Below are 14,889 nucleotides of genomic sequence, written 5' to 3' on the forward strand. Positions count from 1 at the left end.
GTAAATTCGCGGGTCGCGTTCAGATCGGCCCGTTTCGCTGCGATAAGAATGGACGGCTATGGCGCACTCCTTGGACGTGGTGGCCGACTCCGTTGCCCGCGTCGAGCAGATCCACGAGGCGTTCGGCCGCGAGGATTACTGGCTGGCCAGGCTGGCCGGTGACGGCAACGCGACATTGGAGTCGCTGCGCGTCGACGGCGACGGCACCGTCGCGGTTCGGTTGACCCAACGCATCATCGGCCTCACCGGGCTGATGGCCAAGGTCGTTCCCGGCGAACTCCAACTCTCATACAGCGAGACTTGGACTCCGGGCGGCGACGGAACGGTGCGCGGAGCGGTAGACGTCTCGGCGGCCGGCGGTCTGGGTTCGAGCCTGGCCGACAATCTGCTGACGCCGGTAGGTACCGGATCGCAGCTGCGGGCCGTGGTGAAGGTCAAGGTCAAGGTGCCGCTGCTCGGCGGACAGCTGGAAAAGACGATCGGCTCGAGTCTGGCCGGCAGCATTCCGTCGGTTCTGGCGTTCACCACCGATTGGATCGCCCAACACTGCTAAACGAGCCCCACCCGGGCGTGCGCAGTGGCACAATGCCTCGACTCTTAGAACGTGTTCCAGTTATGAGATCGGGTGAGTGTGGCGCAGGCCGACAGTGTGAGCCCCGCCGAGGGGTTGGATAGCCAGCTCCCGGCACAGTCGACATTCCGCCCGGACATCGAGGGACTGCGCGCGGTCGCGGTGCTGGCCGTAGTGCTGTTCCATGCCGCGGTGCCCGGGTTGGGTGGCGGCTACGTCGGTGTCGACATCTTCTTCGTCATCTCCGGCTTCCTGATCACCGGCCTGCTGTGGCGCGAAGCCCAGGGCTCGGGAACGGTTCGGCTGCGCAACTTCTACGGCGCCCGGGCGCGGCGGCTGTTGCCGGCCTCGGCGCTGGTCGGCATCGTCACCATGGTCGCGGCCGCCCTGTTGCTACCGCCGCTGTTGGTGCGCAGCGTGATCGGTGACGGTATCGCCAGCGCGCTCTATGTGAGTAACTGCTGGTTCGTGGTGCGCGGGGTGGACTACTTCGCGACACACGTGCCGCCGTCGCCGTTCCAGCACTACTGGTCACTCGGTGTCGAGGAGCAGTTCTACCTGGTGTGGCCGGCGCTCATCCTCGGCACCGCCTGGCTGATCCGGAAACTGCGGCGGCGCAACAGGATTGAAGCAACCGCATCGCAGCGCCCGTATCTCGTGGTGCTGACGGTGGTCGCGGTGCTGTCGTTCGCGATGTCATTCGTGGCCACCTACGTCTCCCCGGCCACCGCGTTCTTCTCGCTGCCCACCCGGGCCTGGCAGCTCGCGCTGGGCGGGATGATCGCCCTGACGGCGGGCCGCTGGCGCCAGCTGTCGCCGCGGGCCGCGGCAGTGGTGGGCTGGTCCGGGTTGGCGATGATCCTGGTGGCATGCACCGTGCTCACCGAGTCGACGCTGTATCCGGGAAGCGCCGCCCTGTTGCCCACGGTGGGCTCGGCGCTGGTGATCGGCGCCGGGTGCGCGCTGCCGGCCGGCGGCTGCGGCCAGTTGCTGGGGTTGGCCCCGATGCGCGCGATCGGCCGGATCTCCTACTCCTGGTACCTGTGGCACTGGCCGGTTCTCGTGCTCGCGCCGGCGTTGGTCGGCCACCCGCTGAGCCTGCCCGCCCGTCTGGCGGCCGCCGCGTTGTCGGGAGTGCTTGCCGTACTGACGTTGCGGTATCTGGAGAATCCGCTGCGGTTCGCCACGAAGATCCGGACGTCGGCCTGGCGCAGCCTGGGCCTGGGGGCGGTGGCCACCGCGACCGCGGTAGTTGCGGGCTTAGGGCTACTGGCGGTCACCCCCACCCCGGTCGGGCGCGGGGCGCCCGCCACCGCACTGAACTTCACCGAGATGCGGGTGCCGCCGGGTTCGGGTGCCGCGGCCTACGACACTGCGGTGCGCCAGGCGTTCGCCCAGGTGCAGGCGGCGGTGGCCGGGTCGGCCAACCTCCGTTCCGTTCCGTCGAACCTCATTCCCGCCCTCGCCGACGCACCTGCCGAGCGATCGGCCTTGGCGTTCGGCGGCTGCATGCGTTCCCCGTTCGAAAGCGGCCACCCCGAATGCGCCAGTGTCGACGTCGATTCGCCCACCACCGTGGCCCTGGTTGGCGACTCCCACGCGGCGATGTGGAATCCGGCGTTCGAGAAGATCGCCGGCCAGCGGAGGTGGCGGCTGGAACTGCTGAGCAAGGGCGCCTGCCCGATGGTGGACGTGCCGATCGGCAATCCGTTGCGGCAGCTCGCCGACGGGCTCCAGCATTGCCGGGAGTGGCGCAACCAGATCCTGGCGCGGCTGCGCGCCGAGCGGCCGGCATTGGTCGTCCTGAGTATGTGGCGGGGGTATGGCGCAGACGAATCATGGACGGGCTACACCGCTTTCGATCCGGTCTGGCTGGACCGCCTGACCCGGGTGGTGCGCGAACTGCGCGACAACGGCTCCCGGGTGCTGGTCCTCGGCCCCGTCCCTGACCCGCACTTCGTGGTGCCGATCTGCCTGTCCGGGTATCTCGACGACGTCGCGGCCTGCACTCCTGCCCGGGCGACGGCGGTGCACCCCGCGGGGATCGCGGCCGAGACCGCTGCCACCGAGGCGGGCGGTGGACAGTACGCCGACCTCACCGATCTGTTCTGCACGTCGGATCACTGTCCGGTGATCGTCGGCAACACCCTGGTGTATCTCGACGAGAACCACGTGACACTGGAGTACTCCCGCGCACTGGCACCCGTGATCGCGACCCTGGCCGATCGCTCCCTGGCGGTGGGGTGACGTGGTGAAGACCAGACGGGTGAGCGTGGGCCAGGCCAACAGCGTTGACTCCGCACACGGGGTCCAGGAGCGGCGCGCGGCATCGACCGGGTTTCGCCCCGACATCGAAGGATTGCGCGCGGTCGCGGTGCTGGGCGTGGTGTTCTTTCACGCCTCGATTCCGGGGATCGGCGGCGGCTATGTCGGCGTCGACGTCTTCTTCGTCATCTCGGGCTTTCTGATCACCGGATTGCTCTGGCGCGAGGCCAGTTCCACCGGCACCGTCGCACTGCGCACGTTCTACGGCGCACGGGCGCGCCGGCTGCTACCGGCGTCCGCCTTCGTCGGCGTCATCACCATGATCGCCGCACTGGTGTTGTTGCCGCCCTTGCGAGTTCCCACGGTGCTCTACGACGGTATCGCCAGCGCGCTCTACGTCGGCAACTACTGGTTCATCATCGACAACGTCAACTACTTCTCCGACTTGTTGACCCCGTCGCCGTTCCTGCACTACTGGTCGCTCAGTGTCGAGGAGCAGTTCTATCTGATCTGGGCACCGTTGGTGTTGGGCACCGCCTGGGCGATCCGACGGTTCCGGCGCGACAAGACCACACCCGTTCGGGCGTCGCGGCGCCCCTATCTGGTGGTTCTGGGGTTGGTCGGGGCGGCATCGTTCGCGCTGTCCCTGGTGATCACCTACGTGGTGCCCGCCGCGGCGTTCTTCTCGCTGCCCACCCGGGCCTGGCAGCTGGCCGCCGGTGGCCTGCTGGCGCTGACGGTCCCACAGTGGCAACGCCTTTCGGCCCGGGCGGCGGCCGTCGTCGGATGGGCCGGACTGGCCATGGTGGTGGTGGCCTGCCTCTGGTACACCCCCACCACCCCGTTTCCGGGAACCGCCGCACTGCTGCCCACGGCGGGCGCCGCGCTGATCATCGGAGCCGGCTGCGCCGCCCCGGCGCAGGGCTGCGGGCGGCTGTTGGGTACCGCGCCGATGCGCTCGATAGGCCGGATCTCCTACTCCTGGTACCTGTGGCACTGGCCGGTCCTGGTGCTGGCGCCGGCACTGGTGGGCCATCCGCTGGGGCTGGGTGCCCGGATCCTGGCCGCGGTACTGTCTGCCGGGCTGGCCTGGCTGACTCTGCACTACCTGGAGAACCCGCTTCGGTTCGGTCAGAGGATCCGCCAATCCGCTTGGCGCAGCCTGGCTTTGGGGGCGGCGGCAACCGCGGTGGCGGTGTGCACCGGACTCGGACTACTCAAAGCCGCGCCCACCGCCGTCGGTCCTGGCGCCCCGGCCGCGCCACTGGCACTGAACCTCACGCCGCCACCACCGAACGCCCCACCGGCCGCCTACGACACCGTCGTCGGGCAAGCCCTCAGCCAGATCCAGGCCGCACTCACCCTGGCCACCGCGCCCAGGCCCGTTCCCGCAAATCTCGTACCACCGCTGGACAACCTGGCCGCCGAACAGGGTGACTACACCTACGGCGGTTGTGTGCTGACGCCCTACCAGGACGGACAGCCCTCGTGTGCGATGGGCGATACCGCCTCCCCGACCAGGGTCGCGTTGGTCGGTGACTCGCACGCCGCGATGTGGACCCCGGCGCTTCGCGAGATCGCCACTCAGCGCGGCTGGCGGCTGGAACTCATGGCCAAGGAAGCCTGCCCGATCCTCGACATCCATGTCGAGGGCCACTTCCGCCGCCTGATCGAGCGTCTGCAGCATTGCGAGCATTGGCGTGCCGGGGTGATGGACCGGCTCAAGGCCGAACGTCCGCAACTGGTGGTCCTCAGCGTGTGGCGCGGGTATGGCATCGACGAGACGATGACCGGCTTCCGAGGATTCGACCCGGCCTGGATCGACAGCCTGACCAGGCTGGTGAAGGAACTGCGGGCGAACGGATCGCAGGTGCTGGTGCTCGGTCCGATCCCGGCACCCCATGCCAATGTGCCGATCTGCATCTCCGGGCACCTCGACAATGCGGCGGCCTGCGCGCTGTCTCGCACCACGTCGGTCGATCAAGCCGGGATCACCGCAGAAGCCAACGCCGCCAAGGCAAATGGCGGCCAGTACGCCGACCTCACCGACTACTTCTGCACCGCGCAAACCTGTCCGGTGATCGTCGGCAACGCCCTGGTCTATCTGGATGTCAGTCATCTGACGCTGCAGTACTCGCGGGTACTGGCACCCGTGATGGCGGCCTTGACCGACCGTGCGATGGCCGGTGGTTGAGGTGCCGATCGAACACCCATTGGACGGGGCCGCAGGGCCCACGAGACCACCGGAGGTCAGGCGTTGGCCACTCCCGTGCTGATCACCGGCGGGGCCGGTTTCATCGGGTCCGCACTGTCCCGCCGACTTGTCGATGCGGGCTACGACGTCGCCGTGCTGGACATCCTGCACCCGCAGGTGCACGGTGAGCACGCCGCGATCACACTTCCCGCGTCGGTGCGGTTGTTCACCGGCGATGTCACGCACGCTGCCGACGTCGACGCCGTGCTCCGGTTGTTCCGGCCGGCCCAGATCGTGCACCTGGCGGCCGAGACCGGAACGGCGCAGTCGCTGTCGGAGGCGACCCGGCACGGGTCGGTCAACGTAGTGGGAACCACCCAGTTGGTCGATGCGCTGAGCCGCGCCGGCCATGTCCCGGACCAACTGGTGCTGGCGTCGTCGCGAGCCGTCTACGGCGAAGGAGCCTGGCAGTCGGGCTCCGAGGTGTTCTATCCGGCGCCACGCAGTCACGCTCAGCTGCAAGCCGGCACCTGGGACCCCCAGGGGCCCACGGGCCAACCCGCAATTCCGTTGGCCAGCAGCGCCGGTCGCACCGAACCGCGGCCCACCAACATCTATGCCGCCACCAAGCTCGCTCAGGAGCACATCCTGGCGGCCTGGGCGGCCGCACACGACACCAGTCTCAGTGTTCTGCGCCTGCAGAACGTGTACGGCCCCGGCCAGTCCCTGACCAACTCCTACACCGGGATCGTGGCCCTGTTCGCCCGGCTATCGCGCCAGCAGCAGGCTCTGGAGGTGTATGAGGACGGCCGGATCCTGCGTGACTTCGTCTACATCGACGACGTCGTGGACGCACTGTTCGCCGCCATCGCCACGCCGGCGAAGCCGGTGCGCCATCTCGACGTCGGCTCTGGCGTCCCGACAACGATCCATGAACTGGCCCGGGCATTGGCCGGCATCTGCGGCGCTCCCGAACCCGTGGTGGTCGGCAAGTTCCGCGACGGGGATGTCCGGGCGGCCAGGTGCGATGTGGAACAGACAGTGCGAGAACTGGACTGGCAGCCGAAGTGGACGCTCGAGGACGGTATGCGCGGGCTGCTCGACTGGATCGGCCAACAGTCGCCACGGAGCCCCGAGTGAACGCCGCCGGCCCGGCCGTCGCGAAGAAGAGGCAACTCACCGCGCGCTCGCGGCGCCCACGCTATGGTGTGCATTCGTGATCGAGCTTGACGGGGTAGCGAAGACCTACGGGGGCAAGGTCCACGCGCTGCAGGACGTGAGTTTCTCGGTTCCGACGGGGTCGGTCTGCGCGCTGCTCGGCCACAACGGCGCGGGCAAGACGACGGCGATCAAGATTCTGTCCACCCTCATCCGGCCCAGCGCCGGCCAGGCCCTGGTGGCCGGCTATGACGTTGCGCGGCAGGCACCTCAGGTGCGGGCGAGCATCGGGATGACGGGACAACAGGCCGCCCTGGACTGGCAGATCACCGGGCGGGAGAACCTGGTGATGTTCGCTCGGCTGCACGGTATGCGCCGCAAGGACGCCCGGGCGCGCGCCGACGAGTTGATCGATCAGTTCGACATGGCGCATGCGGCCGACCGCCGGGTGTTCACCTATTCCGGCGGTATGCGGCGACGCATCGACATCGCCGCCGCGTTGGTGGTGCCACCGAAGGTGCTCTTTCTCGACGAACCGACCACCGGGCTGGATCCACGCAGTCGCCGAGCCGTGTGGGACCTCGTCTCGGAGTTGGCCGGCCAGGGCGTGACGGTCCTGCTGACCACCCAATACCTGGAAGAGGCCGACGTTCTCAGCGATTCCATCGTCGTGATCGACCATGGCCGGGTGGTGGCCAGCGGTACCGCCGACGATCTCAAGCGCCGGGTCGGATCCAGCTACTGCACCGTGAGCCCGGTCGATCCGGCCGACTTGCTCAAGATCTTCGAAGTGGTCTCCGACCTCCAGGACGCCCAGGTCGACCATGATGCCAACACGGTTTCGGTGCTGGCGCCGAACGGTGTCGCGACGCTGAGCGAGGTGTTCCGCCGGGTCGACCAGCTGGATGTCGAATTGGCCGATATCTCGCTTCGCAGGCCGTCTTTGGATGAGGTGTTCTTCCACCTCACGGGCAGTGTCACCGCGTGACAGCTCTGGTCGTTCTCACCGAGCGCATCGTCCGCGACACTCTGCGTGACGATCTGCCGTTCGCGATCCTGGCGCCGGCCGGGAACTTCGTCATCTTCAACCTGGCCCTGCGCAACGTGATCGACACCGGCGGGATCGGCTATCCCCAATACCTGCTGCCGGTCATCATCGTGCAGGTGACCCTATTGGGCGCGTTGACCACCGTCGACCGGGCAGCGCGAGATCATCAGTCCGAACTCGGCGTCCGGTTGCGCACCATGCCCATCTCGGCAGTCGCGCCGTTGGCCGCCCGCATGGTGTACTGCCTGATCCGCGGCATGATCGCACTGCTGGTGACGATCGCCGTCGGATATGCGTTCGGATTTCGAATGTTCGGCGGCCCAGCCTATCTCGCGACATTCGTGATCATGGTGCTGACGCTGACACTGGCCCTCTCGCTGGGTGCCGACGCCATCGGGGTCGCCATCTCGGGGGCGACGATCGGCAAGACCGGAGCGTCCAGTCAGGTGCTCCTGGTCCCGCAACTGCTGCTGGTGATGTTGTCCACCGGGATGGCGCCCGTCGAGTCGTTCCCCGACTGGTTACACGGGTTCGTCCGCTATCAGCCCGTCTCCCAGGTGACCGAGACCCTGCGCGAGCTCGCCTCCGGGCACGTGTCAGCGACCAGCATGACGGCCAGCCTCGCCTGGTGTCTGGGTCTGCTGGTCGGCTTCGGCGCCATCGCGGTACGCATGCAGAGGCGGACGGTATGACCGCGCCGCTTCGCCACTCGTTGCTCAACGAGAGCCTGGTGTTCGCCGGCCAGATGTTCACCCACTGGCGCCGAGATCCGATGGTGGTGATCCAGGCGGTGCTGTTCCCGTCCTTCCTCCTGGTGACCTACTACCTGTTGGTCGGCAAGTCCATCATGCGCATCACCGGAACCGAGAGCCTCTACGGGCTGGTCCCCACCTGCGCCATCGCGGGTGCCTTCTCCGGTGCCCTCGCTGTGGGCATCACCATTCCCATGGAACGCGAGTACGGGCTGATCAGCCAGCTGTGGGTCCTGCCCGTTCATCGCGCCAGTGCCCTGACCGGCAGGCTGCTGGCCGAGGCGGCCAGGACGCTGCTGAGCACGGCGGTGATCACGGCGGTGGGAATCATGCTGGGACTTCGGTTCCACGGCAACGTGCTTGCTCTCGCCCTGTTCCTGCTGGTGCCCGTTCTGGTGGTGCTCGTCTTCGCGATGGCGGTGATCGCGATCGCGGTCCGGGCCAAGCACGGAACGGTGCTGATCCTGCTGGGATTGCCGGCGATCAGCGCGGTCTTCGCCAGCTCTGGTTCGCCGCCCGTGGAGTCGTTGCCATCGTGGATGTGGCCGCTGCTGCGTCTGCAGCCGATGATGCCGATCGTCGACTCGATGAGAACACTTGCGCTGGGCGGGTTTCCGGTGGTGCAACTGCTGCTGGGCGTGGTGTGGACCATCGGCCTGGCCGCGATCGTCGGGCCGCTGGCGGTGCGCGGCTACCGCACCGCAGCCGAATCCGGGGGGTCGGGCGCCAGCCTCTAACGACCGCGTGAGCGGGCGAAGTTCTCCAGCAGGTCGGCGGCGGCGGCCACACTCTGCGCCGGCGGCGTCATCCGTTCCGCCAGTCGTTGGGCCTCGACAGCGCACTGCGGGGCCAGGACCTTGCGTAGATCCGCCACCAGTGACTTCTCGGTGGTCGCCGAAAACCGCCGTCCGGTACCGACTTTGAGCCGCTTGACCCTGGCGCTCCAGCAGCCCTGGTCGGGCAGCATCCACAGGATGAGGGTGGGCCGGCCCGCGCGCAGACCAGCATTGGTGGTTCCGGCTCCGCCATGGTGGACCACCGCACGACACGTCGGGAAGATCTTCGCGTAGTTCATCGCACCCACCACCTTGACATGGTCGTAGTGCGGACCAGCGCTGAAGTCAGTCCATCCGGCGCCCACCAGCGCCCGCTCCCCGATTTGGGCGCATGCGCGGGCGATCATCGCGAGGGTGTCGGCTGCGGAGTCCACCGGCATGCTGCCGAAGCTGAAGAAGATCGGGGGTGTGCCGTCGGCGATCCAGGAGACGATGTCCTCGTCGTCCTGGGTGGCGAGCTCCATGGTCAGCGCGCCGACGAACGGCCGCTTCGGGAGATCCTGGTTGTTCCACCGAGCCCAATCATCAGCCAGCCCTGGATAACACACCGCGTCGTAGGCCTGGATCTCCAGCGCCCCCTGGTCAGTCATCCGTCGCGTCCACCGACTGGTCGCCTTCGGCAGGCCCAGCTCCCGGCGCTCGGCATCCTCCTGGTCTCTCTTCTCGTACCACGCATACCAGTCGTAGGCAGCCAGCGCGGCACTGCCTACCGGGCCGGGGAGGAATGGTACCAGCCGACCGTTGGCCCGCAGCGGAAAGATCTGCAGAGTCGCCAGTGGTGTGCCGCAGTGTTCGGCGACGTTGGTGGCGACGTCCTCGTAGTTCATGCCGGTCAGCAGGACATCGGCGCCGTCGGTGACCGACGTCAACGCATGGCGGACATCGGCGCGGTGCGCATTGAGGGGTTCGGCGACTTCGGCGAGCAGCCGACTCAGATCCTTGACCCGCCAGGGCTCGGTGAACAGCAGCGTCCAGAATTCGTGGTGCGGATCGTCGATGGATTGCAGCGTCGGTCCGTAACCGACGGCGTGCGGCCCGGCCGATTCGGCGAAGCCGACCATCTCCGGTGCCACCACCAGGTGGACGTCGTGCCCTCGTCGGACCAGCTCGCGACCGACAGCTGCGAAGGGCTCGACTTCACCACGCGTGCCCCAGTTGGCCAGAACGAATTTCATCGGCGCTCAGACTGTTCCGTCTCCCGCCGGGCCATTGAGATACCACGGATTGGCGCGCGCCCATTCGATCGTGCGGCGGATGCCCTCCTCGACATCGACCTGCAGTTGCCAGCCCAACTCGCGCTGCGCCTTGGTCGAGTCCGGGATTCGGCGCGGAATGTCCTCGTAGAGTTGGCCGTAGCGCTCCCCGGTGTCCAGCGCCTCGGCGGCCGATACCCCGTCGACATCGGCGATCTTGATGGCGAGCTCGACCACCTCACGCATCGTCGACTCGGTCATGCTGCCGATGTTGAAGGCCGCACCGATCGCGGCCGGGTGTTCGGCCGCCAGCAGTGTGCCGGCGACGGCGTCGTCGACATAGGTGAAGCAGCGGGTCTGCTGACCGGAATCGTAGAGCAGCGGCTGGCGCCCGTTGAGGATGCGGTGCACGCTCTGGGACACCACGAAGATCGGTGCCTGCCGCGGTCCGTAGACATTGAAGTAGCGCACCACCGTCACCGGCAGCCCGTAGGCGGCGTGCATGGCGAACACCAGATGTTCCGCCATGGCCTTGCTGGTGCTGTAGCTCCAGCGGGCCGTCTTGGTGGATCCCAGTACCCGGTCGTCGTCCTCGGCCCACGGCGGGTTGGGGTTCTTGCCGAACACCTCGGACGTGCTGGCGAAGACGACGTGAATCCCGTTGCGCTGACTGAGTTCCAGCACGTTGCGAGTGCCGATCACGTTGACGTCGAGGACCTTCAGCGGATCGTCCATGTAGTTCTTGACGCCAACCACCGCGGCCAGGTGGAACACGGTGTCGACGTCCGGGGTCAAGGCTTGCGCCAAGGCAGCCGGATCGGTCACGTCACCCTGCACGAACCGGAAATTAGGGTACCGGTCGAAGTCGATGCTGGTATCCCGGGTGTTCTTGGCGAAGTCGAACACGGTGACCGAGTCGCCACGGTCCAGCAAGGCCGACACCAGGTGGGACCCGATGAAACCGTAGCCGCCTGTCACGACGACATTGGACATGTCTGCTCTCCCGTTTCAGATAGCCGGTTGCGGTGGCTGCCGTGCGTCCGTCGACCGATTATCGGCCGATTCCCTTGTAGGCGAAGCCCGCAGCGCGCACCGCCGCCGGGTCGAAGCTGTTGCGTCCGTCGAGAAAGACACAGCCGGGGGCGGTCAGATCGGCCAGCCGAACCAGTGGCACCTGGTGGAACTGTCGATGCCCGGCCAGCACCACCAGTGCATCGGCGTCCTTGACCGCGGATTCGATGTCGGGGGTCAGCGGGATCTTCGTCACCGAGTGCGCCTCCTCGTCGGGCACCCACGGATCATGCACGGAGAGCTGGCATCCCGATTTCTCCAGGAATTCCAGGACGTACTTGGTCGGTGTCAGGCGGCAATCGCCGGTGTTGTTCTTGAAGGCGATGCCCAGCACCGCGATCTTGGAGTTCTCGATCGCCTTGTCCTGCTCGGCCAGCAGCTGGGTCAGCAGGCCATAGGTGTAGCCGGGCATGGTGTCGTTGACCGTGCGCGATGTCCGCGGGATCGACAGCTCCAGCCCCAGGGACTCACCGAGATGGTTGACGAACCACGGGTCCTTGGTCAGGCAGTAGCCGCCCACGCCCATGCTCGGGCGCAGGATGTTGGCCAGTCGGCCACCCTTCGGCATCGTGTTGGCCGCCTCGATCACCTGCAGGGCGTCCATGCCCAGCCGGTCGCAGACCTTGGCCAACTCATTGGCCAGCGCGACGTTGAGGTCGACCCACAGATTGTCGGCGAGCTTGACCATCTCGGCGGTCCGCGGGTCGTCGACGACGACGGATTCGACACCCAGGGCGTGGCGCCACAGGGTGGAGCACGCCCGGGCACTGCGCTCGTCGACGGCGCCGACCACCACGGGGATCGAGGTGAGCTCGTGGATCGCCTGGCCCTCGGCCAGACGTTCCGGGCAGAACGCCAGTCCGAAATCGACACCGGCTTTCAGGCCGGAGGCTTCCTCGAGGATCGGCCGCACCAGCTTCTCGGTGGTGTCCGGCGGGACGGTGCTCTTCAGGATCACCAGATGACCGGCACGGACATGCTCACCGACGGCCTGTGCGGCGGCCTTGATGTCGTCGACGATCGGCTCGAAATCCGGGCCGAGCGGGGTGCCGACGGTGACGATGACGAAGTCGTTGTCGGCGACGGCGCCGAAGTCGGTGGTGGCACGTAACTTTCCCACCCGCACGCTGTTGGACACCAGCTCGTCGAGTCCCGGCTCAGGCACATGGGACCTGCCCTGGTTGATCTCGTCGACGACCGTCTGGCGGACGTCGATTCCGGTTACCGGCCAGCCCCGGTCGGCCAGGACCGCACCGATCACGGTGCCGATGTAGCCGAACCCGACGACCGCGATGCCCGATCGCATGCCCCGGACCAACAGGTCGATCTCCGCGTCGGTCCGTCCAAACACGCCTTCAGCCATCGCGTTCCTGAGCCCCTTCAATCCCCCGTGCGTGTTCGGTGAAGTAGGCGCGGGGAATCGCATCCCCGACTAACCCGTCGGCAGCCTAGTTGATCCGCCGCGGTGCCGATCTGAAATCGGAAAGTTTGCCCAAATCCACGACGGTGCAGTTAAAGCCGAAAAACGAACGTCGCCATCACCCCAGGTTGCGGGATCGCGCGAACTCCTCGACCAGGGTGGCCGCAGCAGCGGCACTGTCGTCCGGCTTGGTGATGCGGGGAGCCAATTCGCGCGCCCGGGTGCGGTAGCGGGGATCCAGGATCCGGCGCAGATCCTTGACCAACGACTTCTCGGTGGTGGTCGCGAAGCGGTGCCCGGCGCCCACCTTCAGTCGCCTTAGCTGGGCCGCAAAGAACGGCTGGTCGGGCAGGGTCCACAGGACCAGTTGGGGAACCCCGGCCCGCAGGCACGCAGCAAGCGTCCCGGCGCCGCCATGGTGGACCACAGCCCGGCACAGCGGGAAGATCGTCGCGTAGTTGACCTGACCGACCACCTTCACGTGCTCGAATCGGGGTAGCTCGCCGAAGTCGGTGCCGCCGGCACCGATCAGGGCCCGCTCGCCCAGTTGCGCGCAGGCGGCAGCGATCATCGCGACGGTCTCGGCGGGCGACCCGATCGGCACACTGCCGAAACCGAAGAAGATCGGCGCCGAGCCGGCGGCGATCCAGGCCGCGACTTCCTCGTCCGCCGGGGTGGGCGACTGCATGGCCAGCGCTCCCACAAAGGGCCGCAGCGCGCCCCACTCGGACCATTCCGATCCGAGGCCCGGAAAGCACACCTCGTCGTAGGCCTGGATCTCCAGTGCACCGCGGTCGGCGATGCGCTGCGGGGCGGGTCCGGTGGCCGGCGGCAGCCCCAGGTCGCGACGCTGCTCGTCCTCCCCCGCCCGGGTGCCGCGCCAGGCCAGCCAGTCGTTGACCTTCATCCCGGCCCGGCTCAGGAAACCGGGTGCCATCGGCAGCAGCTGCCCGTGTTCCCGGACCGGAAAGTAATGCAGTGTCACCAGCGGGATCTCGAACCGCTCGGCCACGTTGGCCGCGGGTTGTTCGAAGATCAACCCGGTCATCAGCGCGTCGGCACCCTCGGCCACCACGGCCAGCGCCGTTGTCATCTCCTGCCAGCACCGCGACGCGAACTCCTCGGTCTGGCGGCTCATCTGGCCCAGTTCCCTGAGCTTCCACGGGGTGCGCGAGTAGACGGTGAAGTACCGGCGCTGCAGTTCCAGGATCGGACCGGAATCCAGGCCGTAGGCGACTGCCTCGAGTCCGGCGTCCCGGGCGAAGCCGATGAGGTTCGGCGGAACCGCCATCAGCACCCGATGTCCGCGACGGAGCAACTCCCGCGCGACGACGACGGCCGGCTCGACGTCACCGCGGCCCCCGTAGCTGGCGAGGACGAACTTCATCGCGGCGGTGGCCTTTCGGTCGGGACTGCCCAGGGGTATCCGGAGCACCGGCCATTATGACCGGTCGGCGCAGTTGCGAAAGCCGGTTCGGCCCAGGTAAGTCCTGGTCATTTCGGTGGAGGCAGCCCCACTCTGACGTAGGGTGCTGCACTGGGACGGATCGGAACCGGAGGATGGCGTGAATTCTGAATTTCGTTCCGCGTGTTTGGAGCTGCTGCGCCGGGACCTCACGCGGTACGGGGCTCGCGAAGCAGCGCCGTCGGACTGGCCGTGGAATCAGAAGCTGCTGCTGCATTCGATGAACATCAGCAACTCGTTGCGCCGCGGGGCCAACCCGTTCGGTAGCCGCAAGCGGGAGCTGGGGTTGGACTGGCCGGCCGAGGCCCTGACGATGATCGGGATGCGGCGGTTGGAGAGCCTCCAGCATTGCGTGGAAACCGTTCTGCAGGAGAACATTCCCGGTGATCTGGTGGAGTGTGGGGTCTGGCGGGGCGGCGCCTCGATCCTGATGCGCGCCGTGTTGGAGATCTACGGCAGCGACGACCGGGTGGTGTGGCTGGCCGACTCCTTCCAGGGCGTCCCCGCTCCCGACACCGTCAACTTCGGCATGGACCGCAACCTGAGACTCGACAGATTCCGGTCCATCTTCGAGGTGTCCGAACAGCAGGTCCGGGCGAACTTCGCACGCTACGGGCTGTTGGACGGGCAGGTCCGATTCCTTCCCGGCTGGTTCAAGGACACCCTGCCGGACGCTCCGATCGAGCAGATCGCGGTCCTGCGCCTCGACGGCGACCTCTACGAGTCCACCATCCAATCGCTGGACGCGCTGTACCCGAAGCTGTCCACCGGCGGGTTCTGCGTCATCGACGACTACGGCGGAATCCCGGTCTGCCGGCAGGCAGTCACCGATTACCGGGCCAAGCACCACATCACCGCCCCCATTGTGACGATCGACCAGGACGGGGCCCTGTGGCGCAAGGAGGATTGACGCGCA

The 14,889-nt window shown here is 67.3% G+C and carries 12 protein-coding genes; 8 read left to right on the forward strand and 4 right to left on the reverse strand.

Going from position 1 to position 14,889, the window contains the following annotated elements; all coding sequences use genetic code 11:
- Positions 1-58: 58 nt before the first annotated feature.
- The 7 genes from G6N35_RS11470 (at position 59) to G6N35_RS26910 (ending at position 8,725) form a co-directional block, all read left to right on the forward strand.
- The gene (locus tag G6N35_RS11470) at positions 59-553 is read left to right on the forward strand and encodes a DUF2505 domain-containing protein (protein WP_163804363.1); all 495 of its coding nucleotides are present in this window, start codon (positions 59-61) and stop codon (positions 551-553) included.
- Positions 554-649: 96 nt separating this feature from the next.
- Positions 650-2,818, forward strand: a complete 2,169-nt coding sequence (locus tag G6N35_RS11475) for an acyltransferase family protein (protein WP_246224584.1) — start codon at positions 650-652, stop codon at positions 2,816-2,818.
- Between the two features lie 19 nt (positions 2,819-2,837).
- Positions 2,838-5,030: an acyltransferase family protein gene (locus tag G6N35_RS11480; RefSeq protein ID WP_407664617.1), complete on the forward strand. Its 2,193-nt coding sequence runs from the start codon at positions 2,838-2,840 to the stop codon at positions 5,028-5,030.
- 75 nt (positions 5,031-5,105) lie between these two features.
- Positions 5,106-6,170 carry an NAD-dependent epimerase/dehydratase family protein gene (locus tag G6N35_RS11485; protein ID WP_163807615.1) on the forward strand — a complete coding sequence of 355 codons (1,065 nt, stop codon included), beginning with the start codon at positions 5,106-5,108 and terminating at the stop codon, positions 6,168-6,170.
- Positions 6,171-6,246: 76 nt separating this feature from the next.
- Entirely contained in the window at positions 6,247-7,176 is a 930-nt protein-coding gene (locus G6N35_RS11490) for an efflux ABC transporter ATPase subunit, DrrA-related (protein ID WP_163804364.1), read from the forward strand.
- Complete coding sequence (locus G6N35_RS26905; RefSeq protein WP_197748420.1) at positions 7,173-7,928, forward strand: ABC transporter permease; 756 nt, start codon at positions 7,173-7,175, stop codon at positions 7,926-7,928. Before G6N35_RS11490 ends, G6N35_RS26905 begins: the two co-directional genes overlap by 4 nt.
- Positions 7,925-8,725, forward strand: coding sequence for an ABC transporter permease (locus tag G6N35_RS26910; protein WP_170313128.1), 801 nt, complete (start codon positions 7,925-7,927; stop codon positions 8,723-8,725). The genes G6N35_RS26905 and G6N35_RS26910 overlap by 4 nt, the downstream gene beginning before the upstream one ends.
- Here G6N35_RS26910 and G6N35_RS11500 read toward each other — a convergent pair.
- From G6N35_RS11500 to G6N35_RS11515, 4 genes are all read right to left on the reverse strand, one after another.
- Entirely contained in the window at positions 8,722-9,999 is a 1,278-nt protein-coding gene (locus G6N35_RS11500) for a glycosyltransferase (RefSeq protein ID WP_163804365.1), read from the reverse strand. The two genes, G6N35_RS26910 and G6N35_RS11500, sit on opposite strands and share 4 nt — an antisense overlap.
- A 6-nt stretch (positions 10,000-10,005) precedes the next feature.
- The gene (locus G6N35_RS11505) at positions 10,006-11,010 is read right to left on the reverse strand and encodes an NAD-dependent epimerase/dehydratase family protein (protein ID WP_163804366.1); all 1,005 of its coding nucleotides are present in this window, start codon (positions 11,008-11,010) and stop codon (positions 10,006-10,008) included.
- Positions 11,011-11,068: 58 nt separating this feature from the next.
- Positions 11,069-12,451 carry a nucleotide sugar dehydrogenase gene (locus tag G6N35_RS11510; protein WP_163804367.1) on the reverse strand — a complete coding sequence of 461 codons (1,383 nt, stop codon included), beginning with the start codon at positions 12,449-12,451 and terminating at the stop codon, positions 11,069-11,071.
- A gap of 175 nt (positions 12,452-12,626) precedes the next feature.
- On the reverse strand, positions 12,627-13,895 hold the full coding sequence (locus tag G6N35_RS11515) for a glycosyltransferase (RefSeq protein ID WP_163807616.1): 1,269 nt from the start codon (positions 13,893-13,895) through the stop codon (positions 12,627-12,629).
- A 178-nt stretch (positions 13,896-14,073) separates the two neighbouring features.
- Here G6N35_RS11515 and G6N35_RS11520 point away from each other — a divergent pair, with 178 nt between their 5' ends.
- Positions 14,074-14,883 (forward strand): TylF/MycF/NovP-related O-methyltransferase, encoded by an 810-nt coding sequence (locus G6N35_RS11520; RefSeq protein WP_163804368.1) that lies wholly within the window; start codon positions 14,074-14,076, stop codon positions 14,881-14,883.
- Positions 14,884-14,889: the final 6 nt, after the last annotated feature.

Origin of the sequence: Mycolicibacterium anyangense, assembly GCF_010731855.1 — a bacterium.
GTDB lineage: Bacteria > Actinomycetota > Actinomycetes > Mycobacteriales > Mycobacteriaceae > Mycobacterium > Mycobacterium anyangense.

What these genes read in the sequence shown, in the direction of transcription:
- G6N35_RS11470 (WP_163804363.1), top strand. Translation starts at nt 59, where the DNA reads ATGGCGCACTCCTTGGACGTGGTGGCCGACTCCGTTGCCCGCGTCGAG.
- G6N35_RS26910 (WP_170313128.1), top strand. Translation starts at nt 7,925, where the DNA reads ATGACCGCGCCGCTTCGCCACTCGTTGCTCAACGAGAGCCTGGTGTTC.
- G6N35_RS11500 (WP_163804365.1), bottom strand. Translation starts at nt 9,999, where the DNA reads ATGAAATTCGTTCTGGCCAACTGGGGCACGCGTGGTGAAGTCGAGCCC.
- G6N35_RS11505 (WP_163804366.1), bottom strand. Translation starts at nt 11,010, where the DNA reads ATGTCCAATGTCGTCGTGACAGGCGGCTACGGTTTCATCGGGTCCCAC.
- G6N35_RS11510 (WP_163804367.1), bottom strand. Translation starts at nt 12,451, where the DNA reads ATGGCTGAAGGCGTGTTTGGACGGACCGACGCGGAGATCGACCTGTTG.
- G6N35_RS11515 (WP_163807616.1), bottom strand. Translation starts at nt 13,895, where the DNA reads ATGAAGTTCGTCCTCGCCAGCTACGGGGGCCGCGGTGACGTCGAGCCG.